At 72.5% G+C, this 24,299-nt stretch carries 21 protein-coding genes; 8 read left to right on the top strand and 13 right to left on the bottom strand.

The window, feature by feature from the left end; all coding sequences use genetic code 11:
* The 4 genes from ACZJYS_RS10820 to ACZJYS_RS10835 form a co-directional block, all read left to right on the top strand.
* Nucleotides 1-1,391 (top strand): FAD-dependent oxidoreductase (locus ACZJYS_RS10820; protein WP_493177859.1); only part of this gene is annotated, 1,391 nt, incomplete at its 5' end.
* Nucleotides 1,388-2,011, top strand: a complete 624-nt coding sequence (rsmG, locus tag ACZJYS_RS10825; protein ID WP_379631795.1) for a 16S rRNA (guanine(527)-N(7))-methyltransferase RsmG — start codon at nt 1,388-1,390, stop codon at nt 2,009-2,011. The genes ACZJYS_RS10820 and rsmG, both read left to right, overlap by 4 nt.
* Complete coding sequence (locus ACZJYS_RS10830) at nt 1,998-2,804, top strand: ParA family protein (protein ID WP_493177861.1); 807 nt, start codon at nt 1,998-2,000, stop codon at nt 2,802-2,804. The genes rsmG and ACZJYS_RS10830 overlap by 14 nt, the downstream gene beginning before the upstream one ends.
* A complete protein-coding gene (locus ACZJYS_RS10835; protein WP_109515815.1) occupies nt 2,801-3,664 on the top strand; it encodes a ParB/RepB/Spo0J family partition protein in 864 nt (287 codons plus the stop codon). The genes ACZJYS_RS10830 and ACZJYS_RS10835 overlap by 4 nt, the downstream gene beginning before the upstream one ends.
* Before the next feature lie 5 nt (nt 3,665-3,669).
* Here the strand turns inward: ACZJYS_RS10835 and holA are convergent, their stop codons facing one another.
* The 6 genes from holA to ACZJYS_RS10865 all read right to left on the bottom strand — a co-directional run bounded on the left by holA (nt 3,670) and on the right by ACZJYS_RS10865 (nt 10,829).
* Nucleotides 3,670-4,707 (bottom strand): DNA polymerase III subunit delta, encoded by a 1,038-nt coding sequence (holA, locus tag ACZJYS_RS10840; RefSeq protein ID WP_379651846.1) that lies wholly within the window; start codon nt 4,705-4,707, stop codon nt 3,670-3,672.
* Between the two features lie 94 nt (nt 4,708-4,801).
* Complete coding sequence (gene lptE / locus ACZJYS_RS10845; RefSeq protein WP_181378001.1) at nt 4,802-5,380, bottom strand: LPS assembly lipoprotein LptE; 579 nt, start codon at nt 5,378-5,380, stop codon at nt 4,802-4,804.
* Nucleotides 5,346-7,928 (bottom strand): leucine--tRNA ligase, encoded by a 2,583-nt coding sequence (gene leuS / locus ACZJYS_RS10850; RefSeq protein ID WP_379651847.1) that lies wholly within the window; start codon nt 7,926-7,928, stop codon nt 5,346-5,348. Before leuS ends, lptE begins: the two co-directional genes overlap by 35 nt.
* A gap of 159 nt (nt 7,929-8,087) precedes the next feature.
* Entirely contained in the window at nt 8,088-8,582 is a 495-nt protein-coding gene (locus ACZJYS_RS10855) for a DUF3576 domain-containing protein (protein WP_367604200.1), read from the bottom strand.
* Nucleotides 8,583-8,742: 160 nt separating this feature from the next.
* Nucleotides 8,743-10,044: a porin gene (locus ACZJYS_RS10860; RefSeq protein ID WP_109515820.1), complete on the bottom strand. Its 1,302-nt coding sequence runs from the start codon at nt 10,042-10,044 to the stop codon at nt 8,743-8,745.
* A gap of 116 nt (nt 10,045-10,160) precedes the next feature.
* Nucleotides 10,161-10,829, bottom strand: a complete 669-nt coding sequence (locus tag ACZJYS_RS10865) for a thiamine phosphate synthase (RefSeq protein ID WP_245906112.1) — start codon at nt 10,827-10,829, stop codon at nt 10,161-10,163.
* 3 nt (nt 10,830-10,832) lie between these two features.
* Between ACZJYS_RS10865 and ACZJYS_RS10870 the strand changes: the two genes are divergently transcribed.
* On the top strand, nt 10,833-11,504 hold the full coding sequence (locus ACZJYS_RS10870) for a YggS family pyridoxal phosphate-dependent enzyme (RefSeq protein ID WP_493177873.1): 672 nt from the start codon (nt 10,833-10,835) through the stop codon (nt 11,502-11,504).
* Nucleotides 11,505-11,585: 81 nt separating this feature from the next.
* On the top strand, nt 11,586-11,888 hold the full coding sequence (locus tag ACZJYS_RS10875; RefSeq protein WP_493177875.1) for a putative quinol monooxygenase: 303 nt from the start codon (nt 11,586-11,588) through the stop codon (nt 11,886-11,888).
* Nucleotides 11,889-11,925: 37 nt separating this feature from the next.
* Here ACZJYS_RS10875 and ACZJYS_RS10880 read toward each other — a convergent pair whose 3' ends face one another.
* Nucleotides 11,926-12,750: an NADPH-dependent oxidoreductase gene (locus ACZJYS_RS10880; RefSeq protein WP_493177878.1), complete on the bottom strand. Its 825-nt coding sequence runs from the start codon at nt 12,748-12,750 to the stop codon at nt 11,926-11,928.
* A 155-nt stretch (nt 12,751-12,905) separates the two neighbouring features.
* On the opposite strand from ACZJYS_RS10880, the gene ACZJYS_RS10885 reads away from it, so the two are divergent.
* Nucleotides 12,906-14,249: an LLM class flavin-dependent oxidoreductase gene (locus ACZJYS_RS10885; protein WP_493177879.1), complete on the top strand. Its 1,344-nt coding sequence runs from the start codon at nt 12,906-12,908 to the stop codon at nt 14,247-14,249.
* Between the two features lie 13 nt (nt 14,250-14,262).
* On the opposite strand, the gene ACZJYS_RS10890 is transcribed toward ACZJYS_RS10885, so the two are convergent.
* From ACZJYS_RS10890 to ACZJYS_RS10905, 4 genes are all read right to left on the bottom strand, one after another.
* Complete coding sequence (locus tag ACZJYS_RS10890; RefSeq protein WP_109515825.1) at nt 14,263-14,832, bottom strand: helix-turn-helix domain-containing protein; 570 nt, start codon at nt 14,830-14,832, stop codon at nt 14,263-14,265.
* A 58-nt stretch (nt 14,833-14,890) separates the two neighbouring features.
* Complete coding sequence (locus tag ACZJYS_RS10895) at nt 14,891-16,663, bottom strand: hydantoinase B/oxoprolinase family protein (RefSeq protein WP_493177887.1); 1,773 nt, start codon at nt 16,661-16,663, stop codon at nt 14,891-14,893.
* 16 nt (nt 16,664-16,679) lie between these two features.
* Nucleotides 16,680-18,740, bottom strand: coding sequence for a hydantoinase/oxoprolinase family protein (locus tag ACZJYS_RS10900; RefSeq protein WP_493177891.1), 2,061 nt, complete (start codon nt 18,738-18,740; stop codon nt 16,680-16,682).
* 125 nt (nt 18,741-18,865) lie between these two features.
* The gene (locus tag ACZJYS_RS10905; protein ID WP_493177895.1) at nt 18,866-19,588 is read right to left on the bottom strand and encodes a haloacid dehalogenase type II; all 723 of its coding nucleotides are present in this window, start codon (nt 19,586-19,588) and stop codon (nt 18,866-18,868) included.
* A 139-nt stretch (nt 19,589-19,727) separates the two neighbouring features.
* Here ACZJYS_RS10905 and pepN point away from each other — a divergent pair, with 139 nt between their 5' ends.
* Nucleotides 19,728-22,334, top strand: a complete 2,607-nt coding sequence (gene pepN / locus ACZJYS_RS10910) for an aminopeptidase N (protein WP_493177899.1) — start codon at nt 19,728-19,730, stop codon at nt 22,332-22,334.
* Nucleotides 22,335-22,356: 22 nt separating this feature from the next.
* Here the strand turns inward: pepN and budC are convergent, their stop codons facing one another.
* Nucleotides 22,357-23,121, bottom strand: coding sequence for a meso-2,3-butanediol dehydrogenase (gene budC / locus ACZJYS_RS10915; RefSeq protein ID WP_493177902.1), 765 nt, complete (start codon nt 23,119-23,121; stop codon nt 22,357-22,359).
* A 62-nt stretch (nt 23,122-23,183) separates the two neighbouring features.
* A partial coding sequence (locus tag ACZJYS_RS10920; RefSeq protein WP_493177904.1) for a c-type cytochrome occupies nt 23,184-24,299 on the bottom strand: 1,116 nt, incomplete at its 5' end.

Genomic DNA, 24,299 nt, shown 5'->3' on the forward strand with positions numbered 1-24,299 from the left:
GGGAGATCCACATCGGCGAGACGCGCATCCCGGCCGGGCGGGTGGGGGATGCGCCCTCGGTCGGGCTGGCGGTGGCGCTGGAGGCGCTGGGCCTGCCGATGCGCCGGCTGAAGACCGGCACGCCGCCGCGGCTGGACGGCCGCAGCATCAATTGGGCGGGCCTCGAGATGCAGCCGGGCGATGCCGAGCCGGAGCCGCTTTCCTGGATGACGGAGCGTATCGGCAACCCGCAGGTGGAATGCGGCATCACCGCCACCACGCCGGCGGGCCATGCGCTGATCCGCGCCAACCTGCACCGGGCGCCGATCCATTCCGGGCAGATCCAGGGGGTGGGGCCGCGCTACTGCCCCTCGATCGAGGACAAGGTGGTGCGCTTCGCCGAGCGGGAGCGGCACCAGATCTTCCTGGAGCCGGAGGGGCTGGACGACCCGACCATCTACCCGAACGGCATCTCCACCAGCCTGCCCGAGGATGTGCAGCGCGCCTTCCTGGCCACCATCCCCGGGCTGGAGAAGGCGGTGGTGCTGCGCCCGGGCTATGCCATCGAATACGACCATGTGGACCCGCGCGCCCTGCGCCCGACGCTGGAACTGCGCGACGTGCCGGGGCTGTTCCTGGCCGGGCAGATCAACGGCACCACCGGCTATGAGGAGGCGGCAGCGCAGGGGCTGCTGGCCGGCCTCAACGCGGCGGCGCTGGCGGGCGGCATGGCGGAGGAGCGGGTGCTGGCCCGTACCGAGTCCTATCTCGGCGTGATGGTGGACGACCTCGTGCTGCAGGGCGTCAGCGAGCCTTACCGGATGCTGACGGCGCGCTCCGAGCACCGGCTGGCGCTGCGGGCCGACAATGCCGGGCTGCGCCTGACCGCCAAGGGCATCGGCTGGGGCGTGGTGGGGCCGGAGCGCGCCGCCCGCTTCCGCGCCTTCGAGGCGGCGGTGGCCGAGGCCCTGGCGCGGGCGCGGGCGGAGGGCGGCAGCCCGGCGGCGCTGAAGGCGGCCGGCATCGCCATCAACCAGGATGGCCGCTGGCGCAGCCTGCTGGAGGTGCTGGCCCTGCCGGAGGTCGCGGCCGAGGCGGTGGATGCGGTCTTTCCCTGGCTGCGGGACCTGCCGCCGGGCGTGCGGGCCCAGGTGGAGGCAGAGGCGCTCTACGCCCCCTATCTTCAGCGCCAGGCGGCCGAGCTGCGGCTGCTGGAGAAGGAGGAGCGCACCGCCATTCCGCGCGGCATGGATTTCTCCGCCATTCCCGGCCTCTCCAATGAGATGCGTCAGCGGCTGAGCGTGGCGCAGCCCGCCACGCTGGGCGGCGCCGGGCGCGTGGCCGGCATCACCCCTGCGGCGCTCGCGGCGCTTGCCGTGCATCTGCGCCGCCAGACGGAGCGTTTCACGTGAAACAGGACCTGCACGACACTCTGCCCCCTCCGGCCGTTTCACGTGAAACAGAAGCGCGGCTGGAGCGCTTCCTGGCGCTGCTGCTGCGCTGGAATGCCCGCATCAACCTGGTGGCCAGCCAGGACCCGGGCGTGCTGCGCCAGCGGCACATCCAGGATTCTCTCCAACTCCTGCCGCTGCTGCCGCAGGGCGAAGGGCCGATGGCCGATCTCGGCTCCGGCGGTGGCTTCCCGGGGCTGGTCTTGGCCATGGCCGTGCGCCGCCCGGTGCATCTGGTGGAGTCCGACCGCCGCAAGGCCGCCTTCCTCCAGGCCGCCGCGGCCGAGCTGGGGCTGGCGCATGTCACGGTCCATGCCGCCCGCATCGAGGCGGTGCGCCTGCCGCCCCTCGCCGTGCTGACCGCCCGCGCCCTGGCGCCGCTGGAGAAGATGCTGCCCTGGGCCCAGGCCCTGCTGGCGCCCGATGGCGTCGCCGTGTTCCCGAAAGGGCAAGGGGCCGAGGCGGAAATCGAGGCCGCAACCGGGGCGGGCTGGACAATGGCCTTGCAGCGGTTCAAGAGCAGCACCGACCCGAACGCCACCATCCTTCGCATGTCTGGAATCCACCGTGCCGGCGAATAAAACCCTCCGCCGCATCGCACTCGCCAATCAGAAGGGCGGGGTGGGCAAGACCACCACCGCCATCAATCTCGCCACCGCGCTCGCCACCAAGAAGCGCGTGCTGGTGATCGACCTGGACCCGCAGGGCAACGCCTCCACCGGCCTCGGCATGCAGCGGGGCGAGCGCGGCCAGGGCAGCTATGCCCTGCTCGTCGGCCAGAAGCCGCTGGCCGAGCTGATGCGTCCCACCAAGGTGCCCGATCTCTTCCTGCTGCCCGCCGACAACGACCTCGCGGGTGCCGAGATCGAGCTGGTGGCCATGGACCAGCGCGAGCACCGCCTGCGCCTGGCGCTGGAGGCCGGCGCCGACACGCTGCGCGACTTCGACTTCATCCTGATCGACTGCCCGCCCTCGCTCGGCCTGCTGACGCTGAACGCGCTGGTGGCGGTGGAATCCGTGATGATCCCGCTGCAGACGGAGTTCTTCGCGCTGGAGGGCGTCTCGCAGATCACCCGCACCATCGACCGGGTGAAGCGCGTGCTGAACCCGGCCCTGTCGCTGGATGGCATCGTGCTGACGATGTTCGACCGCCGCAACAATCTCTCCGAGCTGGTGGCGGCCGATGTCCGCGCCTTCTTCCGCGAGCGCGTGTTCGAGACCGTCATCCCGCGCAACATCCGGGTCAGCGAGGCGCCCTCGCACGGGCTGCCGGTGCTGCTCTACGACCCGCGCTCCACCGGGGCGCAGGCTTACATCCAGCTGGCCGCGGAGCTGCTGCGGCGTGAACGGGCGAGGGGGAACAAGGCCGCATGAGTGGACGCAAGCCGCCCCGGCTGGGCATGGGGCTCTCCGCCCTGCTGGGCGATCAGAACGCCGCCACCCCCGCCTCGCCGGGCGCCAGCATTCCGCGCACCCTGCCGGTGGAGGCGATGGAGCCCGGCCCCTTCCAGCCGCGCGGGCCGATCGACCAGTCCGGCCTCGCCGAGCTGGCGGCCTCGATCCGCGAGCATGGCGTGCTGCAGCCCATCCTGGTGCGGCCGAAGCCGGGGCAGCCGGGGCATTACCAGATCATCGGCGGCGAGCGCCGCTGGCGCGCCGCGCAGCTGGCGCAGCGGCACGAGGTGCCGGTCTTCGTCCATGAACTGGACGACCGCATGGCGCTGGCCGCCGCGCTGGTGGAGAACCTGCAACGCCAGGACCTGAACGCGCTGGAGGAGGCGCAGGGCTACCAGCGCCTCTCCGACGAGTTCGGCCTGACGCAGGACGCGCTGGGCCAGGCTGTCGGCAAGAGCCGCAGCCATGTGGCCAACACGCTGCGCCTGCTGGCCCTGCCGCCCAAGGTGCGGGAGATGCTGGCCCGTGGCAGCCTCTCCGCCGGCCATGCCCGCGCCCTGCTGACGGCGCCGGACCCGGTGAAGCTGGCCGAGCTGGTTGTCACCCGCGGCCTGAACGTGCGGCAGACCGAGGCGCTCGCCGCATCTGCCGAGAAGCTGAAGCCGGGCCCCGGCCCCATCTCCGCCGACGCCGACACCAAGGCGCTGGAGCGCGACCTGATGACCCGGCTGGGCCTCAAGATCGCCATCCAGCACGGCAAGAAGGGCGGCAAGGTGACCATCGCCTATCGCGATCTCGACCAGCTGGACGGGATCGTGCGGCTGCTCTCGCCGCAGTAGCGGCCTCAGCCGCGGCGGCGCAGCGCCAGGGCCTGCCGGGCCAGGGTCAGGATGGCCTGCTGCGCCACCACACGGTCCGGGATCGGGCGGGCGGCGGAGCCGGACTTGCCGCGCTTCTCCGCCTCCAGCAGGGCGGTGCCGGCGGCTTCCAGTTGTGCCGGCGACCAGAGACGCAGGGCACGCTCGAAGGCGGGCTTCAGGCGGAAGAAGACGGGCGGGCGCAGCCCCTCCATCGCGGCATTGGCCTGCTGCCCGCCGGCCATGGCCAGCGAGGCCAGGTGCAGCCGCTGCACATGCCGCAGCGCCGCCCGCAGCACCATGATCGGGCTGGCGCCCTCGGAGAAGGCAGCCTCCAGCGCCCGGTCCGCCACCGGGATCTCGCCCGCCGTCGCGGCCACCAGCGCCTCGTCCAGATCCAGGGTGGAGCCTTCGCCGGCGCAGGCCAGCACATCCTCCTCCGAGAGGCGGCCGCCCTGGCCGGCATAGAGGGCCAGCTTCTCCACCTCGCGCCGCAGCAGCATGCGGTCCTCGCCCAGGCGGGAGGCCAGCCAGTCCAGCGCCGCCGGCTCGGCCGAGACGCCCTGCTCCTGCAACAGCCGCGCGATGCTGCCGGCCAGCTCCGCGCCGCGCTCTCGGTAGCAGGGAATGACGGCGGCGCTGCCCATCGGCTCCAGCAGGGCGCGCAGCTTGGCGCGGGCGGTCAGCTCGCCCGCCTCCAGCACCAGCAGCGCCTCGCCGGGGCCCGCCAGCGCCTCCTTCACCGCGCCGGCCAGCGCATCCGTGGCGTCGCGCACCCGCACCAGGCGGCGCCCGCCGGTCATCGCCAGCGCCGCCATCTCGCCGGCCAGCGCCCCGGGCCGCGCCGCGGCCTCGCGCGCCAGCTCCGCCAGCCGGAACGGGTCGTTGCCGCCCACCACGCGGGCCACCAGCGCCTCGGCGCGCTCCTGGATCAGCCCCGCATCGTCCCCGTGCAGCAGGACCGCGCGCGTGGCGCCCGGATCGGCGAGGAAGGCTGCGACGCGACGCGGATCGAGCTTGGCCATCGGCTCCCCAGCCGCGCGTGCCCCGGGCACCGCGCGAAAACGGATGGAAACAGGAAGATGGACCGGGAAAGATCCTTTCCCCGGCCGTGCCGCCTCAGCCGGCGCGTCCCGCCCGCAGCTGGACGGAGAGCCGCAGCACGATGTCGTCCGCGAGCTGTTCCACCAGCCGCCGGATCGTGGCGTCGCGCGAGGCATCGGCGGCGAAGAACTGGTTGTCGGGGATGTTGAAGGAGTCGAAGGCCCGCTCCGTCCCCTGCGCCAGCGTGGCCGGCGGCGGCCCCTGCGAGACCAGCAGCCAGCTCGCCGTGGCATTGTAGCGCAGCCGGGTGGGCGTGCCGTCGCGCCGGAAGCCTTCCGGCTCGGCGCCGAACTGCAGCCCGACGCGCAGCTCCTGCGTGGGCGCGGCCTGCCCGGCGCCGCCCAGGCGCTCCTGCAGGGCGCGGCGCAGCATCTGGCCGCTGCGCTCCGGGATCAGCGCCACCTGGGTGGAGGCGAGGACCTGCCGCACCGCCGGGTCGGACGCCGCCGCCTGCCCCTGCGGTCCATAGACGGGGCTGAAGCCGCAGCCCGCCAGGGAGAGCGCCCCGGCGGCGCAGAACGCCGCCAGCGCCCGCCTGGAAGGCTTCGTGGCCCTGGTGTCAGACGACGAAGTTGACGATGCGGCCCGGGACATGGATGCGCTTCCTGATGGGGCGCCCCGCAATGGCGCGTTGGACATTCTCCTCCGCCTCCGCCAGGGCGAAGACGGTGGCCTCGTCGGTGCCGACGGGCACCTCGATGGTGGCGCGCAGCTTGCCCAGCACCTGCACCGCCAGCGTCAGGCTGTCGGCGCGGGTCAGCGCCTCCTCGGCCTCCAGCCAGGGCAGGTTGGCCACCAGCCCGGCGCCGGGGCGGAGCATGGACCACAGCTCCTCGGCCAGATGCGGCATCATCGGGCTGACCAGCCGCGCCACGGCCTCCAGCGCCTCGCGCCGGGCCGCGCCATCCTCCGCCGCGCCCTGCTCGATGGCGTTGGCGAACTCATGGATGCGTGCCACGGCGACGTTGAAGGAGAAGCTCTCCAGCGCCTCTGTCACCGCCTGGATGGTGCGGTGGGTGGCACGGCGCAGCGCGCGGGCGGCGCCCTCGGCGGGCACGGCGCCCGGCGGCGGCAGCCCGTCCGCCGCGTTGTTCACCAGCCGCCACAGCCGCTGGGTGAAGCGCGAGGCGCCCGAGACGCCGGATTCGGTCCACTCCATGTCCCGGTCCGGCGGGTTGTCGGAGAGGATGAACCAGCGCGCCGTATCCGCGCCGTAATGGTCGATGATGGCGCCGGGATCGATCGTGTTGCGCTTCGACTTCGACATCTTGTCGTTGCGCGAGACGGTGACGGCGAGGCCCGTGGCCTTGTCCGTGGCGCTGCCATCGGCTGCCACGTCCACCTCGTCCGGCGCCAGCCAGCGGCCATCCTGCGCCTTGTAGGAGGCGTGCTGCACCATGCCCTGGGTGAACAGCCCGGCGAAGGGCTCGGGCGTGCCGAGCTGCCCCATGCCCTGCAGCGCGCGGGTGAAGAAGCGCGAGTAGAGCAGGTGCAGGATGGCGTGCTCGATGCCGCCGATATACTGGTCCACCGGCAGCCAGCCATTGGCGGCCTCGGCCACCAGCGGCGTGGCGGCCTTCGGCGCCGTGAAGCGGGCGAAATACCAGGACGAATCGACGAAGGTGTCGAAGGTGTCGGTCTCGCGCCGGGCCGCCGCGCCGCATTGCGGGCAGGCCACGTGCTTCCACGCCGGGTGGTGGTCCAGCGGGTTGCCGGGCTTCGAGAAATCCACATCCTCCGGCAGCGTCACCGGCAGCTGGTCCGCCGGCACCGGCACGGTGCCGCAGGCCTCGCAATGGATCACCGGGATCGGGCAGCCCCAGTAGCGCTGGCGGGAGACGCCCCAGTCGCGCAGGCGCCAGTTCACCACGCCGGTGCCGGCGCCCTTGGCCTCCAGCGCGTCGATCGCGGCGCGCTTGCCCTCGGCGGTGCCGAGCCCGTCCAGGAAGCCGGAATTGTAGAGCGTGCCTTCATCCGTGTAGGCGGTCCTGCCGATGGCGAAGCTGGCAGGGTCCTCGCCGGGCGGCAGGATGACCGGCGGCACCGGCAGGCCATACTTGCGGGCGAAATCGAGGTCGCGCTGGTCGCCGGAGGGGCAGCCGAAGATGGCGCCCGTGCCGTATTCCATCAGCACGAAATTGGCGATCCACACCGGAAAGGTGGCGCCCTCGATGAAGGGGTGCGCGACGCGCAGCCCGGTGTCGATGCCGCGCTTCTCCGCCTGCTCGATGGCGGCCTCCGAGGTGCCCAGCGCCCGCACCTCGGCGATGAAGGCGGCGATCTCGGGGTTGGCCTCGGCGGCGGCGGCGGCCAGCGGGTGCTCGGCGGCGACGGCCAGGAAGCTCATGCCGAACAGCGTGTCCGGCCGGGTGGTGAACACCTCGACGCTCTCATGCCCGGCCACCGGGGTGGCGAGCGGGAAGCGCACGCGCGCGCCCTCGCTGCGGCCGATCCAGTTGGCCTGCATCAGCTTCACGCGCTCGGGCCAGCGGTCCAGCGTCTCCAGCGCGGCGAGCAGCTCCGGCGCGTACTTGGTGATGGAGAAGAACCACTGGGAAAGCTTCTTCTTCTCCACCGGCGCGCCCGAGCGCCAGCCGCGGCCGTCGATCACCTGCTCATTGGCCAGCACGGTGTGGTCCACCGGGTCCCAGTTGACCCAGCTTTCCTTGCGCTCCACCAGCCCGGCCTGGAGGAAGTCCAGGAACAGCTTCTGCTGCTGGCCGTAGTAGCTGGGGTCGCAGGTGGCGAACTCGCGGTCCCATTCCAGCGAGAGGCCCATGCGCTTCAGCTCGGCGCGCATGGTGGCGATGTTCTGGTAGGTCCAGGCGGCGGGGTGCACGCCGCGCTCGCGCGCCGCGTTCTCGGCCGGCAGGCCGAAGGCGTCCCAGCCCATCGGGTGCAGCACCTGGTGCCCGCGCGCCCGCTTGTAGCGCGCCACCACGTCGCCCAGCGTGTAGTTCCGCACATGCCCCATGTGGATCTTGCCGGAGGGGTAGGGGAACATCTCCAGCACGTAGTATTTCGGCCGGCTGCCATCGGGCACATCCGGCACCTTGAAGCAGTCCTGGGCATCCCAGGCCTGTTGCCAGCGCGGCTCGGCACTGGCGAAGTCGTAGCGGGCGGGCGTGGCTGCGTCGTTCATGGGACCAGGCGATCGATATTCCGGGGGGAAGGGATACGGTCTTGGCGCCGCCATGGGAAGAGCGGCCGGGCCGGAAGCCGTGCGGATCGCCGGGGCCGGACATGACAATGGCGCGCCGGGGGGCGCGCCATCGGGTCGCTCAGGCTGTGCGCGGCGCGTTCAGCGCGCCGCGGTCTGGCTGCGCAGCTCGCGGGCGCGGGCCAGGACCTGGTTCTCCATGTCGGTGTTGGTGCTGGGGGCCACGGGGGCATCGACCCAGGTGCCGTTGCGCTGCTCCTGCCGGAACACCGAGATGCGCACCCCGTCCGAGCGGAGCTGGCGGCCGAGGATATAGGCGGTGGCGCGGAAGCGCTCGCCCGGCGTGGCCGGCGGCGAGTACCAGTCGGTGATGATGACGCCGCCGAACGGGTCGGCCGAGGAGAGCGGCAGGAAGGAGAGGGTGTCGAGCGTGGCGCGCCACAGATAGGCGTTCACGCCCAGCGCGCCGGATTCGCTGGCGCCGCCGCCGCGGCCGGAGCGGTCCGTGCCCATGATGAGCAGGCCGTCCTGCTCGCCGCTCAGCCGGCCCTGCACGCGGGCGCGGCGCGAGTCGTTGTTGTATTCGTCGTTCTCGACGACGCGACCGCTGCTGCAAGCCGCCAATGCCAGGAGCATCAGGGGCGCTGCGGCCAGGGGGCGAAGGTTCAGTGCGGCTCGGGCACGGTGCTTCAGCATGGCGGTCACTTACGTCTGAGGGCCTGCGCTAGGCAAGCGGTAAAAAAAGAAGGGCGGCAGGTTGCCCTGCCGCCCTCCCTTCTCCAATCCCCGAGGGGGATCAGAAGGCGAAGCGGAAGCCGGTCAGGAAGACCTGGCCGTCGACCGAGTTGTTCGCGGTGCCGCGGCCGCCGGTGGCGAAGTTCACGCCGGCTTCCTCGATCTTGTAGGTCGTGTACTCGGCGATGTACTCGATGCCGGGCGAGATGCGGTAGGTGCCGCCGACGCTCAGGCCCTTGTCGGTACGGCCGCCGGTGTTGGCGAGGCCCGCCGTGTTCACGCTCTGCGCGCCAGCCGAGCGGGTCTCGCCGTACTGGGCGCCGACCGTGATCTGGCCCAGCGTGTAGGAGGCGCCGACGTTGAAGGCCTCGTAGCGGCGGTCGTCGTTGACCAGCTTCAGGCGCGGCGTGGCGAAGCCGAGGCCGGCGTCACCGAACAGGTACTGACCGCCGACCAGGAAGCCATAGGCCGACAGCTGCAGGCCGAGGGCGCCCACATTGATGCGGTCGACGCCGAAGCCGTTGGTGTTCTTCACCGCGTCGGCGCCGATGTAGGCGGCCGAGGCGCCGAGGCCCACGCCAGCGAAGCTGCCGCGATAGCGCAGGGCGGCCACGACCTCGTTGCGGCGGCGCGCCGTGGAGGAGCCGAAGGTCTCGATGGAGGCCAGGCGGTCACACGAGGCGTTGCCGGTGGTGCAGCCGGACAGCGGGCCCTCGCCGGTGTTGAAGGCGAAGCTGGCGCCGAAGTCGAAGCCGGCGAACTGCGGCGACATGTAGATGATCTTGGTGTTGTCGCCGGCGTCGGAAGGCTGGCTCAGCGCCGGGGAGTTGCCGGACAGGCTGTCGTAGAAGTCGCCGTCCAGGCCGCCGGTCGCGAAGTTCGCGATCTGGCCGACGCTCATCAGGCCCCAGACGTTGTCTTCGTCACCCATGCGCAGCTGGCCGAAGCTGCCGGCCACGTAGCCCCACACCTCGTCGAGGTCGAGCGAGGTCTTGCTGTTGGTGCCGGAGGTCGCCTGGCGGACGCTGTCGTTCTGGATCTCGACGGCCACACCGTAACGCAGGCCGTTGGCGGCCTTGCCGTTGGCGACGATGTGGATCTCGGTCTCTTCCTGGAAGTCGGACTTGCCCTGGTTGAAGCCCGTCCGGCCGGCGCCGGTGCCGGTGCCGTTGTTCAGGTAATCCTGATCGGTGTTCGAGTAGTAGAACCGGAAGAAGCCGCCCAGGCGGACTTCCAGGTCACGATGCGAGGTCATCGCCGGGCCGGCAGCCCGGAACGGGTCGGCACCCTGCGCCATCGCGCCGGTCGAGGCCATGACGACGGCGCCAACCACGGCGGTCGTGCCCAGCAGAATCTTGCGCATCCCAAATCCTCCTCACGCGCCAGGCGGTGCCCGGCTGGTCCCGCGGCCCCCTGTCCCCCTCGACAGGAGTCCGCCATAGGCAGGGCGGACTGTCAGGCCTCGGGGCGGACTATGGTTCAGCCCGATCCGGGCCGGCAATGCTCCGCTTGCAGCCTCCGCGACTTCCTTGAAACACTGTGTCCCGGATGCAACAGGGCCGTGATGGCGGCCAATCCACAGGCTCCGGGCGGGGTGCGGGGGGCGGTTGTGGCCGTGATGCCACCCAGCGCCATGGCCGGCCGCCCGGCCCGCCGCGCCAGCGCGGCCCAGCGCCAGACCCCGAGGCAGGGCGCGCCCGGATGGCTGGGCGTGGCGAAGAGCGGCGAGAGGAACAGGAGGTCGGCCCCCTGCCGGCGTGCCCGCGCCAGGCCCGGTGTGCCATGCGCGGCGGCCGAGAGCAGCGCCCAGGGCGCGCCGGCCCGCCGCGCCAGCCGGAAGGCGGCCATGCCCGGCGGCGGGGCGCGGTCCGGCAGGTGCAGGCCGGCGCGCAGGCGCAGCGCCGCGCGCGGCGTGCCGCCCAGCAGCAGCACGCCGCGCCGCTGCCGTAGCAACCTTGCCAGCCCCGGGAGCAGGGCCGACTCGACCCCGCGCGCCACCACGCCGCTGCCGCGCGGCAGCGCCGCCGCCGCCGCGCGCGGGTCTGGCAGGCGGGCCGGGTCGCTGAACAGCCAGAGCCGGGGCAGCCGGCCACGTCCCTCGGCCCGCGCCGGCTTGAGCCGCGCCGCCACCGCTCCTAGGCTTCGCACACCATGTCCTCCATCTCCGACAATCTGAAGCGCATCCAGGACCGCATCGCCAGCGCCTGCGCCGGCTGCGGCCGCGACCCGGCCTCCGTGACGCTGGTCGCGGTGTCGAAGTTCCATCCCGCCGAGTCGGTGGCGGAAGCCCTGGCCGCCGGCCAGGCCACCTTCGGCGAGAACCGCGTGCAGGAGGCGGCGGGCAAGTTCCCCGCCCTGCGGCCCGGGCATCCTGGCCTGCGGCTGCACATCATCGGCGCGCTGCAGACCAACAAGGCGCGCGACGCGGTGCGGGTGGCCGATGTCATCGAGAGCCTGGACCGGCCCAGGCTGGCCCAGGCCCTGGCCGAGGCGATGGCGCGCGAGCAGCGCCGCCCCGGCCTGCTGGTGCAGGTGAACACCGGGCGGGAGCCGCAGAAGGCCGGCATCGCGCCGGAGGCGCTGGAGGATTTCCTCGGCCTCTGCCGGGAGACGCACGGCCTGCCGGTGGAGGGGCTGATGTGCATCCCCCCCGCCGATGAGGACCCGGCCCCGCACTTCGCCCTGCTGGCCGCGGCGGCGGCGCGACTCGGCCTCCGCACCCTGTCCATGGGCATGAGCGGGGATTTCGAGGAGGCCATCGCGCACGGCGCCACCCATGTGCGGGTGGGCACCGCCATCTTCGGCCACCGCCCGGCGATGTGAGGGGCGGGGCGCGGCGTCTTGGCGGCGGCGGCGGGTGGACCTAGCCTGCCGCCTCCACAAGAAGCACCGGAAATGTCCCCCATGATCCATGTCATCGCCATCATCACCGCCAAGCCCGGCCAGCGCGAGGCGGTGCTGGCGGAGTTCCGCGCCAACATCCCCGCCGTGCTGGCCGAGGATGGCTGCATCGAGTACGGCCCGGCCATCGACGCGCCCAACTCCCCCGCCAGCTTCGGCGAGGACAGCTTCGTGGTGGTGGAGAAGTGGGCCAGCCCCGAGGCGCTGAAGGCGCATGCCAAGTCGCCCCACATGCTGGCCTATGGCGAGCGGACGAAGGAGATGGTGGCCGGCCGCGTCATCCATGTCCTGACGCCCGCCGGCTGAGGCTGTCCCGCCTCAGGCTGTGCCTCTGGGGGCGCGCTCAGCGCAGCGGGAAGCCCAGCGCCCGCAGCGCGCCCTTCAGCCCGTCCCGCCCGTGCAGCGCGCGGGTGCTTCCCAGCCGGGCCAGCACGCGGTCCGTCCAGCGATAGGCGGACATCTCGTGCCGGGCGCTGAAGGCCCCGAGCGCCGAGTCGTAGGCGGCGCGGTGGGCTTCCTCGCCGCGGCTGTCATAGCGCTCGCGGTGCAGGATGGCGGGCTGCGGCAGGCGGGGCTTCACCTCGGCCGGCTGCGCCGGGTCGGCATGGCCCACGCACAGGCCGAACACCCCCACGGCGCCGGGCGGCAGGTCCAGCTCCGCCGCCACCGCCCGCACGTCGTTCCGCAGCGCACCAATATATACGGTGGACAGGCCGAGCGACTCGGCGGCCACCACCGCGTTCTGCGCCGCCAGCCCGGCATCGAGCGCCGCCACCAGGAAGGTCTCCAGGTAGGGCAGGCCCTCCAGCGCTTTGCCCTTGGCCTCGGCCAGCCGCGCCGTGCGGGAAAGGTCGGCGATCCACACCAGGAAGAGCGGGCACTGCTCGATATGCTTCTGGCCGTTGGCCACGGCGGCGAGGCGCGCCTTGCGGGCCGGGTCGGTCACCGCCACCACCGACCAGGTCTGCAGGTTGTAGGAGGTGGCGGCCGATTGCGCGGCGGCCACCAGCGTCTCCAGTGTGCCTTCCGGCAGCGGGTCCGGCCGGTAGGCGCGGACGGAGCGGTGGGCCAGCAGCGCGTCGATCACCGGGCTCCAGGGGCCGGCGGCGGGGATGTGGCCGTCGCCATAGCGGGCGGCGAGGGCGGCGTGGTTGGGGGTGTCGGTCATGCGGGGCCTCCGAGTCGGTTCGGCGAAGCTCAGCGGATGCGGAAGGCGGGCGCCAGCCCAGGGCAGCGGCCAGGAACAAATGGCCTGTCGCATCGGAGACGAAAATCTCTCATAGTGGACCTCCGCCAGAAGCCGCAGACCCCCGGGAGCCGTCCATGCCGCGTGAACTCCGCCTCAATGCCTTCGACATGGCCTGCATCGGCCATATCCAGCAGGGAATGTGGACGCATCCGCGCGACACCAGCCTGCACTACAACCGGCTGGACCACTGGATGGATCTGGCCCGCACCCTGGAGCGCGGCCTGTTCGACGGGCTGTTCCTGGCCGACGTGCTGGGCATCTACGACGTGTATGGCGGCAGCCCGGAGGCGGCGCTGCGCGGCGCGGTGCAGGTGCCGCTGCTCGACCCGGCGATGCTGGTGCCGGCCATGGCGGCGGCCACCACCCATCTCGGCTTCGGCATCACCTGCAACCTGGCCTATGAGCAGCCCTTCCTCTTCGCCCGCCGGATGTCCACGCTCGACCACCTGACGCAAGGGCGGATCGGCTGGAATATCGTCACCGGCTACCTGGACAGCGCCGCCCGCGCCATGGGCTTCGACCGGCAGATGGCGCATGATGACCGCTACGACCTGGCCGACGAATACATGGAGGTCGTCTACAAGCTCTGGGAAGGCAGCTGGGACCAGGACGCGGTGCGCGCCGACCGCGCGGCCGGCCTCTACGCCGAGCCCTCGATGGTACGCCCGATCCGCCACCAGGGGCGGCAGTTCCAGATGGAGGCGATCCATCTCTGCGAGCCCTCGGCCCAGCGCACGCCGGTGCTCTACCAGGCCGGCGCCTCGGACCGCGGCCGGCGCTTCGCCGCCACCCATGCGGAATGCGTCTTCGTCAATGGCGGCAAGCCGGAGCCGGTGGCGGCGCTGGTGGCCGACCTCCGCGTCCGCGCGGGCGGGCGGCCGCTGAAGGTGTTCGCCGGCGCCACCGTCATCGCCGGCCGCACCGAGGCCGAGGCGCGCGACCTGCTGGAGGAATACCGCCGCCACGCCAGCGTGGAGGGGGCGCTCGCCCATGCCTCCGCCTCGCTCGGCATCGACTTCGCGAAATACGGCATGGACGAGCCGATCGAGGCGGGCCCCACCCAGGCCATCCAGTCCAACGTCACGGCGATGAAGCAGGCGGCGGGGCCGGTCTTCACCAAGCGGAAGCTGATCGACCAGTTCGTGCTGGGCAGCCGGCAGCCGCCCATCGTCGGCAGCGCGGCGCAGGTGGCGGAGCGGCTGATCGGCTGGGCCGAGGCCGCCGATGTGGACGGCTTCAACCTCTCCCGCACCGTGCTGCCTGAAGGGCTGGAGCAGTTCGTGGCGCTGGTGGTGCCGGAGTTGCAGGCGCGCGGCGCCTTCAAGACCGCCTATGCCCCCGGCACCTACCGGGAGAAGCTGTTCGGCGCCGGGCCGCTGCTGGCGGCACCGCACCCGGCGGCGGCGCTGCGCGGCTGAGGGCGCGGCCGGCTCACCGCCGCAGCAGCACCACCACGTAGCGGCAGGGCAGGGGGCCGGGGTTCTCGTAGCGGCAGGCATCGGGCGGGCCGAAGCGCAGGCAATCCCCCGGGTGCAGCACATGCAGGCTGCGCCCCTGGGTGAAGTGCAGCACGCCCTCCAGCAGCAGCAATTGCTGGTCCTGGATGAAGGCGAAGGCGGCGGCGGGGTAGTCCACCGCCTGGCCGGGCGGCAGCTCGCCCCAGATCAGTTCCAGCGGCGTGGGCGGGCCGGCGGTGGGGGTCAGGGCGCGGCGGATGAAGCCGGTTTCCGGGTCCTGCCAGACAGGCTGCGCCTCGGCCCGCGCCAGCAGCCCGGCGCCCTGCTCGGCGCGGGCCAGGAGCTGCGAGAGGCTGAGGCCGAAGGCGCCGGATAGGCGGCCCAGCAGCGCCGCCGTCGGGCTCACCTCGTCGCGCTCGATCTTGCTGATCATCGCCTTGGAGACGCCGGAACGCTCCGCCAGCTCGGCCAGCGACCAGCCGCGCGCCTCCCGCTCGGTCTTCAGGCGCTGGGCGAGCTGGGAGGAGCTTTCATGCAGGGGCATGCCGGGAGGGTAGCAGCAAGGCCGGGGAATGAATTCCCCGGACCCCTTCTTTTTTCTGTCAGTTCCCGGCGCGCAGGGTGGCGGTGGCGGCCTCGTCCACCACGCCGCCCGCGATCGCCACGCCATAGTCGCGGCGCGCGGTCTCCACCGAGACCAGGCCGTCCAGCACATCCTCCAGCACCCGCGCGGGGTCGCGCTTCAGCGGGTCGCCATAGCCGCCACCGGCGGGGCCGTGGCAGATGAAGGTGTCGCCGGCTTTCACGGCGCGGTGCGGCACCTTGGAGGGCAGCGAGTCCTCCGTGCCGTCCGGGTGGCGCAGGGTCAGGCGCGCGGTGACGCCGGGGGCGCCGCCCAGGAAACCCCAGGGGCGGTGCGCATGGCCCTCACCCTCGACCGAGGTGCCGGCATCGGTGAGGAAAGCGATCTCGCGCACCGAGCCGAGGCCGCCGCGCCACTCGCCGGCCCCCGCCTCGTCCTCGCGCAGCTCGTAGCGCAACACGCGCAGCGGCAGGTGGGTCTCGATGTCCTCGACCGGGTTGTTGCGGGTGTTGGCGTAGAGCGTGTCCACCGCGTCCATCCCGTCCTGGCCCGGGCGGCCGCCATAGGCGCCCTCGAAGATCTCCATGTGCACCCAGTGGCCTTCCTCCTTCAGCCCGGAGAAGGCGAGGACCTTGAGGTTGCCGATGCCGGCCGAGACCTGCCCCGGCACCGCCTGCGCCAGCGCCTTCATCACCGTGTCGGCCAGCTGGTTGCCGGGGCAGAAGCGGGCGATGGTGGGCGCCGGGAAGCGCGGATTGGCCAGGCACCCCTTCGGCGCCACGATGCGGATGGGGCGCGTGAGGCCCTCATTCACCGGCACATGGCCATGCACCGCCGTGTCCAGCAGCACGGAACGCACGGTCAGCCACACCGCCACGTCCACCGTGCCGTGGAAGGGCATGTTGATCGGCCGGTCATCCACCTGCGGCGCGGTGCCGGTGAGGTCCACCACCAGCTCGTCGCCCTGCCGCGTGATGGTGGCGACGAGGGGCAGGTTGCTGCGCGCGGGGTCGTCCAGGTAGCCGTCGATGACGGTCTCGGCCCGGAAGCTGCCCTCGGGCAGCGCGGCGATGGCGCGGCGCATCAACTGCTCCGCCTGGTCCAGCATGGCGGCGCAGGCGGCGCGGAAGCCTTCCAGCCCGTGCCGCGCCACCAGCGCCGCCATGCGTTCGGCGCCGATGCGGCTGGCCGCCACCTGCGCCTCCATGTCGCCCACCACCAGCTCCGGCGCGCGGAGGTTGTCGCGCAGGATCTGCCACACCGCGTCGTTCCGCACGCCGCCGGCATAGACCTTGATCGCCTTGAACTGCAGCCCTTCCGCATAGGCGTCGATCGCCTCGACGATGCCGCAGGAGCCGGGCGTCTGCGCGCCGATGTCGAGATGGTGCGCGGTGGTGGCGCTGAAGCCCACCAGATGCTCCGCGCCCGACTGATCCACGTGAAACACCGGCACGATGAAGGCCACGTCCGGCCCGTGGCTGGCGCCGCCATAGGGGTCGTTGTGCATGATCACGTCGCCCGGGCGCAGCCGGTCGCCGCGCCTGGCCAGCGTCGCCAGCACCGCCTTCACATAGCCGGGGATGGGGCCGGATTGCAGCGGCGTGGACTGCGCCGATTCCGCCAGCCCCTGGCCGGTGGCGTCCGTCAGCGCCGCGCCGAAATCCTCCGATTCGCGGATGATGGAGGAATAGGCCATGCGCATCAGCTTATAGCCCACCTCCACCGCGATGGTCTCCAGCGCGCCCTGCACGACGCTGACGGTGACGGGGTCGATGCGGCTCGTCTCGGTCATGGCGTTGCGTCCCGCGTCAGAGGGTGATCAGGAGGTTGCCGCCGGCCTCGGCGGTCAGGGTGCAGCCGGGCGGCACCACCGTGGTGCTGTCCGTCTGCAGCACGATGGCGGGGCCCGGGATGGGCTGGCCCACCGGCAGCGCCTCGCGCCGCAGGAAGGGGGTGTCGTGCGCTTCCGGCGCGGTGGGGGTGCCGAAGACGACGCGCCCGGTCCTCACCGTGGCCTCCGCCAGCGAGCCGCCCGCGCGCGGCGGCGGCGCGCCGAGATGCGGGCGCGGAATGGCGCCGGTCAGCCGCAGGTTGACGATCTCCACCGGCCGCTCGGGGAAGGCGTGGCCGTATTCCGCCTTGTGCTGGGCGTGGAAGCGCCCGAACAGCGCCGTGGCATCCGCCGCCTCCCCGGCGGGGAAGGGCACGCGCAGCTCGTAGCCCTGGCCGGCGTAGCGGAGATCGGCGGCGCGGGCGAAGCGGGCGGTCTCCACCGGCAGGGCGTCGGCGGCGAAGCGGGCGGTGATCTGCGCCTCCATCGCGGCGAAGTCGTCGGCGATGCGCGCCGGGTCCAGCGCGGTGGAGAGCTGGAAGCAGGTGCGCACCGCATCGGCGCTGAGGTCGGTGGTCAGCAGCCCCATGGCGGAGGTGATGCCGGGGTGCGGCGGCACCAGAACCTCGCGCCCCTCCAGCATCCGCGCCACCTCCACCGCCTGCAGCGGGCCGGCGCCGCCGAAGGCCACCAGCGCGTAGCCGCGCGGGTCGATGCCCTTCTGCACGGTGCGGCTGCGGATGGCGTTGGCCATGTTGGCGTTGACGATGGTGAGGATGCCGAGCGCCGCGCCCTCCATCGTCAGCCCCAGCTCCGCGGCGAAGGTGCCGACGACGCGGCGCGCGGCCTCGACATCCAGCGCCATCGCGCCCCCCAGGAAGTTCTCCGGGTCCAGCCTTCCGAGCACGATGTTGGCGTCCGTCACGGTGGGGCGCTGGCCGCCGCGGCCATAGCCCGCCGGCCCCGGCTGCGCCCCCGCCGATTGCGGCCCGACGCGGAAGGCGCCCCCCGCATCCCGCCGCGCGATGGAGCCGCCGCCGGCGCCGATGGTGTGGATGTCGATCATCGGCACCAGCAGCGGGAAGCCGGCGATCCAGGTGTCGCGCGCCGAGGCCTCGCCGAATGTTCCATCCGAGACGATGGCGATGTCGGCCGAGGTGCCGCCGATGTCGAAGGTGATGAGGTCGCGCCGGCCGGAAAGCGCCCCCGCCCAGGCGCCGCCCAGCACGCCGGCGGCGGGGCCGGAGAGCATGGTCAGCACCGGCTGCTCCGCCACCATGGCCGCCGAGGCGACGCCGCCGGTGGAGCCCATCACCTGCAGATCGCCCGAGACGCCCGCCTCCTTCAGCCGGGTGGCGAGGCGCGAGACGTAGTCGCGCACCTTCGGCCCGACGAAGGCGTTCATCGCGGCGGTGGTGAAGCGCTCGAACTCGCGGAACTGCGGCGCCACCTCGGCCGAGGTGGTGACGAAGGCCTCCGGGTATTCCTCGGCCACGATGGCCCTGGCGCGCAGCTCGTGCGCCGGGTTGAGGTAGGAGAACAGGAAGCAGATGGCGATGGCCTCGACGCCCTCGGCCTTCAGCGCGCGGGCGGCGGCGCGCACCTCGTCCTCGTCCAGCGGGATCAGCACGTCGCCGGTGGGCGGCACCAGCCGCTCCGTCACGCCGATGCGGTGGCGGCGCTTCACCAGGGGGCGGGACTGCCACGGGATCTGCTGCTGGATGGAATAGTGCTCCGGCCGCTGATGCCGGCCGATATGCAGCACGTCCCGGTAGCCGCGCGTGGTGATCAGCCCGGTGAGCGCGCCGCGGTGCTCCAGCACGGCGTTGGTGGCGATGGTGGTGCCGTGCAGCACCTGGTCCACCGCGCCGGGCGCGATGCCCGCCCGCGCGCACAGCTCCACCACGCCCTGGGTGACGCCGATCGACGGGTCGGCATTGGTGCTGGACACCTTGTGGATGACGCTGCGGCCGGTTTCCGTGTCCGCGAGCACGAGATCCGTGAAGGTTCCGCCGACATCGACGCCGATCAAGCGCATGGAGTCTCCCCCGTCCATTGTTCGCGGTGCCTGCTGGCAAGCCTTGTGCCAGGAGGCTGGACGCGGCGTGGCGCGGCGGCAAGGGGGAGGAAGCGGCGCCGCGCTGGCCAGGAATCAGTCAATGCTCAGGCGATTGCCTCCGCCTGGTGCGCCGCCGCCATCGCGCCCAGCGAGGGGAAGCGGAACTCGTAGCCCGCGCCGGAGGGCGGCGGCATGGTGGCGCCCCAGCCATCCCGGTCGTGCCGCCGGTCGATCCAGGCGGAGGCGAGGCCCATGCGCTTGGCCGGGGCATGGTCGTGGAACAGGCTCTGCGCCGTGTGCAGGATCTCGGCCTTGCCGATGCCCTGCGCCGCCAGCGTCTCCAGCATGTGCTCGAAGTTGCGCAGGCTGGGCTTGTAGCTGCCGATGTCCTGCGCGGTGAAGACGGCGTCGAATTCCACGCCGAGCCGCCTGCGGCTGCCGGCGAAGCCGGCGCGGTCCACGTTGGAGAGGATCACCAGCCTGTAGTGCCGCTTGAGGTAGGCCAGCGCCTCGGCCGAGTCGGGGAAGGCGGGCCAGTCCGGCACCGAGGCGCCGAAGCGCGCATGCACCGCGTCGCTCACCTCCACGCCCCATTCGTCGGCGAGGTTGCGGTGCACCTCGGTCAGCAGCTCGGCATAGGGCATGGCCGGCGTCTCGGCCTGCTGGGTGGATTCGTGGCGGGCGAAGGCTTCCAGCACCTCGTCGCGCGGCAGGTCGAGCCCGCCCTTCTGCAACAGGGGCTGCAGCGCCGCGTGGATGCCGCTTTCCCAGTCGATCAACGTGCCGTAGCAGTCGAAGGTCAGCACACGGAAATCATGCAGGCGCATCGCGTCTCTCCGGAAGCCGATCGGGCATACGGTGCCATGCCGGAGCCTCCGGGGAAAAGCGCGGAATGCATCCGCCGGCTGGGCGCGGGCGGGGGGCGGGGCCATATTGAGGCCCCTCCCGCGCGATCCAGGGCGAGCCATGACCAGCACCGACCAGCCTTCCCCCCCGCCCACCATCCGCCGCGAGGACTACCGGCCGCCCGCCTTCCTGGTGGAGCAGGTGGATCTGCACATCGCCCTGCACCCCACCGCCACGCGGGTGCGCGCCCGGCTGGCGCTGCGCCGCAACCCGGCGGCCCCCGCCACGCCGGCGCTGGAGCTGGATGGCGAGGCGCTGACCCTGCTCTCCGCTGCGCTGGACGGCGCGCCGCTCGCCGCGGACCGGCTGCACCACCTGCCCGGCGGCGGCCTGCGCATCGACGGCATGCCGGACAGCGCCGTGCTGGAGACCGAGGTGGAGATCTCGCCCGAGGCCAACAGCGAGCTCTCCGGCCTGTATCTCTCGGGCGGCAACTACTTCACCCAGTGCGAGGCGGAGGGCTTCCGCCGCATCACCTACTTCCCGGATCGGCCGGACGTGATGGCGCGCTACACCACCACGCTGGAGGCCGACCGCGCCACCTGCCCGGTGCTGCTCTCCAACGGCAACCCGGATGGCGCGGGCGAGCTGCCCAATGGCCGCCACTGGGCGCGCTGGTCCGATCCGCACCCCAAGCCCTCCTACCTCTTCGCCGTGGTGGCGGGCGATCTGGTGGCGGTGCGGGACCGCTTCACCACCCGCTCCGGCCGCGCGGTGGCGCTGGCCATCTATGTCCGCCGGGGCGACGAGGATGCCTGCGGCCACGCCATGGATTCGCTGAAGCGCTCGATGGCCTGGGACGAGGCGACCTACGGCCTCGAATACGACCTCGACGTGTTCAACATCGCCGCCGTGTCGGACTTCAACATGGGGGCGATGGAGAACAAGGGCCTCAACGTCTTCAACACCAAGTACATCCTGGCCCGGCCCGAGACGGCGACGGACGCGGATTACGAGGGTATCGAGACCGTCGTCGCGCACGAGTACTTCCACAACTGGACGGGCAACCGCGTCACCTGCCGCGACTGGTTCCAGCTCTCCCTGAAGGAGGGGCTGACCGTGTTCCGCGACCAGCATTTCTCCGCCGACCAGGGCTCGGCGGCGGTGAAGCGGCTGGCCGATGTGCGCCGCCTGCGGAGCGCCCAGTTCCCCGAGGATGCGGGGCCGATGGCGCATCCGGTGCGCCCCGATTCCTATGTCGAGATCAACAACTTCTACACCGCCACCGTCTACCAGAAGGGCGCCGAGGTGGTGCGCATGATGCGCGCCCTGATCGGCGAGGCGAATTTCCGCCGCGGCATGGACCTCTACATCGCCCGCCACGACAACCAGGCGGTGACGATCGAGGATTTCGTCCGTGCCATGCAGGACGCCTCGGGGGTCGATCTCTCGCGCTTCAGCCGCTGGTACGCCCAGGCCGGCACTCCGGAGCTGCGGGTGCGGGAGGCGTTCGAGGCGGGCCGCTACATGCTCACCCTCTCCCAATCCACCCCGCCCACGCCGGGCCAGCCGGAGAAGCTGCCGGTGCCGATCCCGGTGGCGATGGGGCTGATCGGCCCGGACGGCGCCGCGCTGGCCGAGCCCCGGATGCTGCTGCTGGAGGAAGCCGAACAGACATACGTGTTCGAGGGGCTGCCGGCGAAGCCGGTGCCGTCGCTGCTGCGCGGCTTCTCGGCGCCGGTGAAGCTCTCCGGCCTGACGCTGGAGCAGCTCGGCTTCCTCGCCGCGCACGACACGGATGCCTTCGTCCGCTGGGAATCGTCGCAGCAATACGCCACGGCCACCATGCTGGAGATGGTGGCGGCGCTGCGCAGCCAGAAGCCCCTCGAGCTTCCCGAGGGCCTCGCCGCCATCACCGCCGCGCTGCTGGACCGCGCGACGGAGGACCCCGCCTTCGCCGCCGAGGCGCTGGCGCTCCCCTCCGAGGAGTTCATCGCCGACCAGATGGCGGTGGCCGATCCGGAGGCGATCCATGCCGTGCGGCACTTCCTGCGCGGCGCGCTCGGCCGCCGCTTCGCCGCGCGCTTCGCCGCGCTGCACGAGGATCTCGCGGATTCTGGTCCCTACCGGATCGACGGCGCTTCCATCGGCCGCCGCGCGCTGCGCAACGCCGCGCTCTCCTATCTCGGCGCGGCGGGGGAGACGGGGCGGGCCGAGGCGCAGTTCGCCGCCGCCGCCAACATGACGGACTCGCTCGCCGCGCTGCGCGTGCTGGCCGAGTCCGACAGCCCGGCGCGGGAGGCGGCGCTGGCCGCCTTCCACGCCCGCTGGAAGGATGAGCCGCTGGTGCTGGACAAGTGGTTCGCCCTCCAGGCCATGTCGCCGCGCACCGACGCGGCGGCGGCCGAGGCGCTTTCCCGCCACCCGGATTTCGACCTGCGCAATCCCAACCGGGTGCGCGCGCTGGTCGGCGCCTTCGCCGCCGGCAACCCGGCGGCGTTTCACGCGGCCTCCGGCGAGGGCTACCGCTTCCTGGCCGACATGGTCATCGCGCTCGATGCGGTGAACACCCAGGTGGCGGCGCGGATGGTCTCGCCGCTCGGGCCGTGGAAGCGGCAGGATGCGGCGCGCGGCGCGATGATGCGGGCCGCGCTGGAGCGCATCGCCGCGCGGCCCGGGTTGAGCAAGGGCACCTACGAGAAGGTCTCGAAGAGCCTCGCCGCCTGAGCCGCCCGATGCCCGCCGGGCCTCAGGCCTGGCGGGGCTGGCCGTTGGAGGCGGAAAGCCCGCCATCCACCGGCAGGTTCACGCCGGTGACGAAGCGCGCATCCTCGCTGGCGAGGAAGGCGATGACGTCGGCGACATCCGCCGGCTCGCCGGGGCGGCCGAGCGGGATGCGCTCGCGGAACTTGGCCACCAGCGCCTCGTCCTCCGCCATGTCACGGGTCATGTCGGTGAGGGTGAAGCTCGGGTTCACCGCGTTCACCCGGACGCCCTTCTCGCCCAGCTCCATGGCCAGCGAGCGCGTCAGGTTGGTCACCGCGCCCTTGGCGGCGTTGTAGGCGCTCATGTTCCAGTCCCCCCCGGTGCCGGAGACGGAGGAGACGTTGACGATGCTGCCCTTCGCCTCCAGCAGATGCGGCAGGGCGGCGCGGGTGCAGAAATAGACGCCGTCCAGGTCGGTCGCCATCACGCGGCGCCAAGCCTCCGGCTCCAGCTCCAGCAGCGGGCCGGTGACGACGGTGCCGGCATTGTTCACCAGCACGTCGAGCCGCCCGAAGCGCGCCAGGGTGGCGGCGATCAGCGCCTCCGCCTGTGCCTGCTCCGACACGTCGGCCACCTGCACCAGTGTCCGCTCCGCGTCCAGATCCGCGGCCACGCGCCGCAGCTTCGCCTCGGTGCGGCCGCAGAGGACGACCATCGCGCCCTCCGCCGCGAAGCGCCGCGCCGTGCCCTCGCCGATGCCCGAGCCCGCGCCCGTCACCACCACCACCTTGCCCGCGAAGCGCTGCATCTCTGCCTGTCCCTGCCGTCCAGGGCCAGAACACGGGGGCGGGGCCACGGTTCCCCGCCCGCTCAGTCCCGCGCCGCGTCCTGCGCCGCGAACCAGGCCGCCACCGCCTTGTTCTGCTCCGGCGTGAGCCGGCCGGCGATGGTCTGCATCAGCGCCCGGTACGGCCCGCCGCCGCGCGTGCCGGCCTGCCATTGCACGAGCTGGTTCTCCAGGTAGCTGGCGTGCTGCCCGTGCAGCGCGGGGTAGGAGGGGTTGCGCGCCAGCGCCGCGCCGCCGTGGCAGGAGAGGCAGGCCGGCACGCCCTCGGCCGGGATGCCCTGGCGGGCGATGCGCTCGCCCTCCGCCAGCAGCGCCGGCTCCGCGGGGGCCGCCACCGGCGGGCGGGGCTGGCGCGCATAGTGGCCGGCGATCTCGCCCAGCACCGCGTCATCGGCGCGGGCCGCGGGCGGCTGCATCATGCCGCTGTGCCGCGTGCCGTGCGAGAAGGCCAGCAGCGTCTCGCGCAGATAGGCCTCGCTCTGGCCGGCGAGGATGGGGAAGGCGTCGTTGTCCCGCCCGCGCCCGTCCATGCCGTGGCAGCGGGCGCAATCGGCCAGCGCCTCCTGCATCGGCGGCGCGGGGCCGCCGGTGTTGATGGCGTCGATGCCGATGAGGCCGGAGCTGGGCTGGCGCGCGCCGCCGGGGCCGAAGGCGAGGCGGCGGTATTCCTCCCGCGTCATCTCCGGCAGCGCCTCCAGGAAGGCGACCATGGCCCAGATCTCGTCATGCCGCTCGATGGCCACCCAGGCGGGCATGCCGCTGTAGCGCACCCCGTGCTGGACGATGCGGAACAGCTCCTCCGGCGTCCATTCGTCGAAGCGGCGGGTGAATTCCGGCGGTGGCGGCAGCGAGGCCTGCACGATGGGGTTCTGCCGCTCCCCCGGCGCGCCGTGGCAGGGGGCGCAGCCGGTGGCGTAGTGGCCGGCGCCGCGGTCGAGCAGGGCGGAGCGGGAAAGGTCCGGCGCCTCCAGCGCCAGGGCGCGGGTGCGGACGGAGTTGCGCATCACCCAGTGCAGGAACCACTCCGTGGCGGCCCAGTGGCCGCCGGAGGCGCCGACATAGATGACGCCCGACCAGCCGACCAGCAGCCCGCCCAGCGCGAGCGCGGCCAGCCCCAGCCCGACGCGGCGGAGGGTGAG

The organism is Roseomonas sp. TS2, assembly GCF_058833935.1.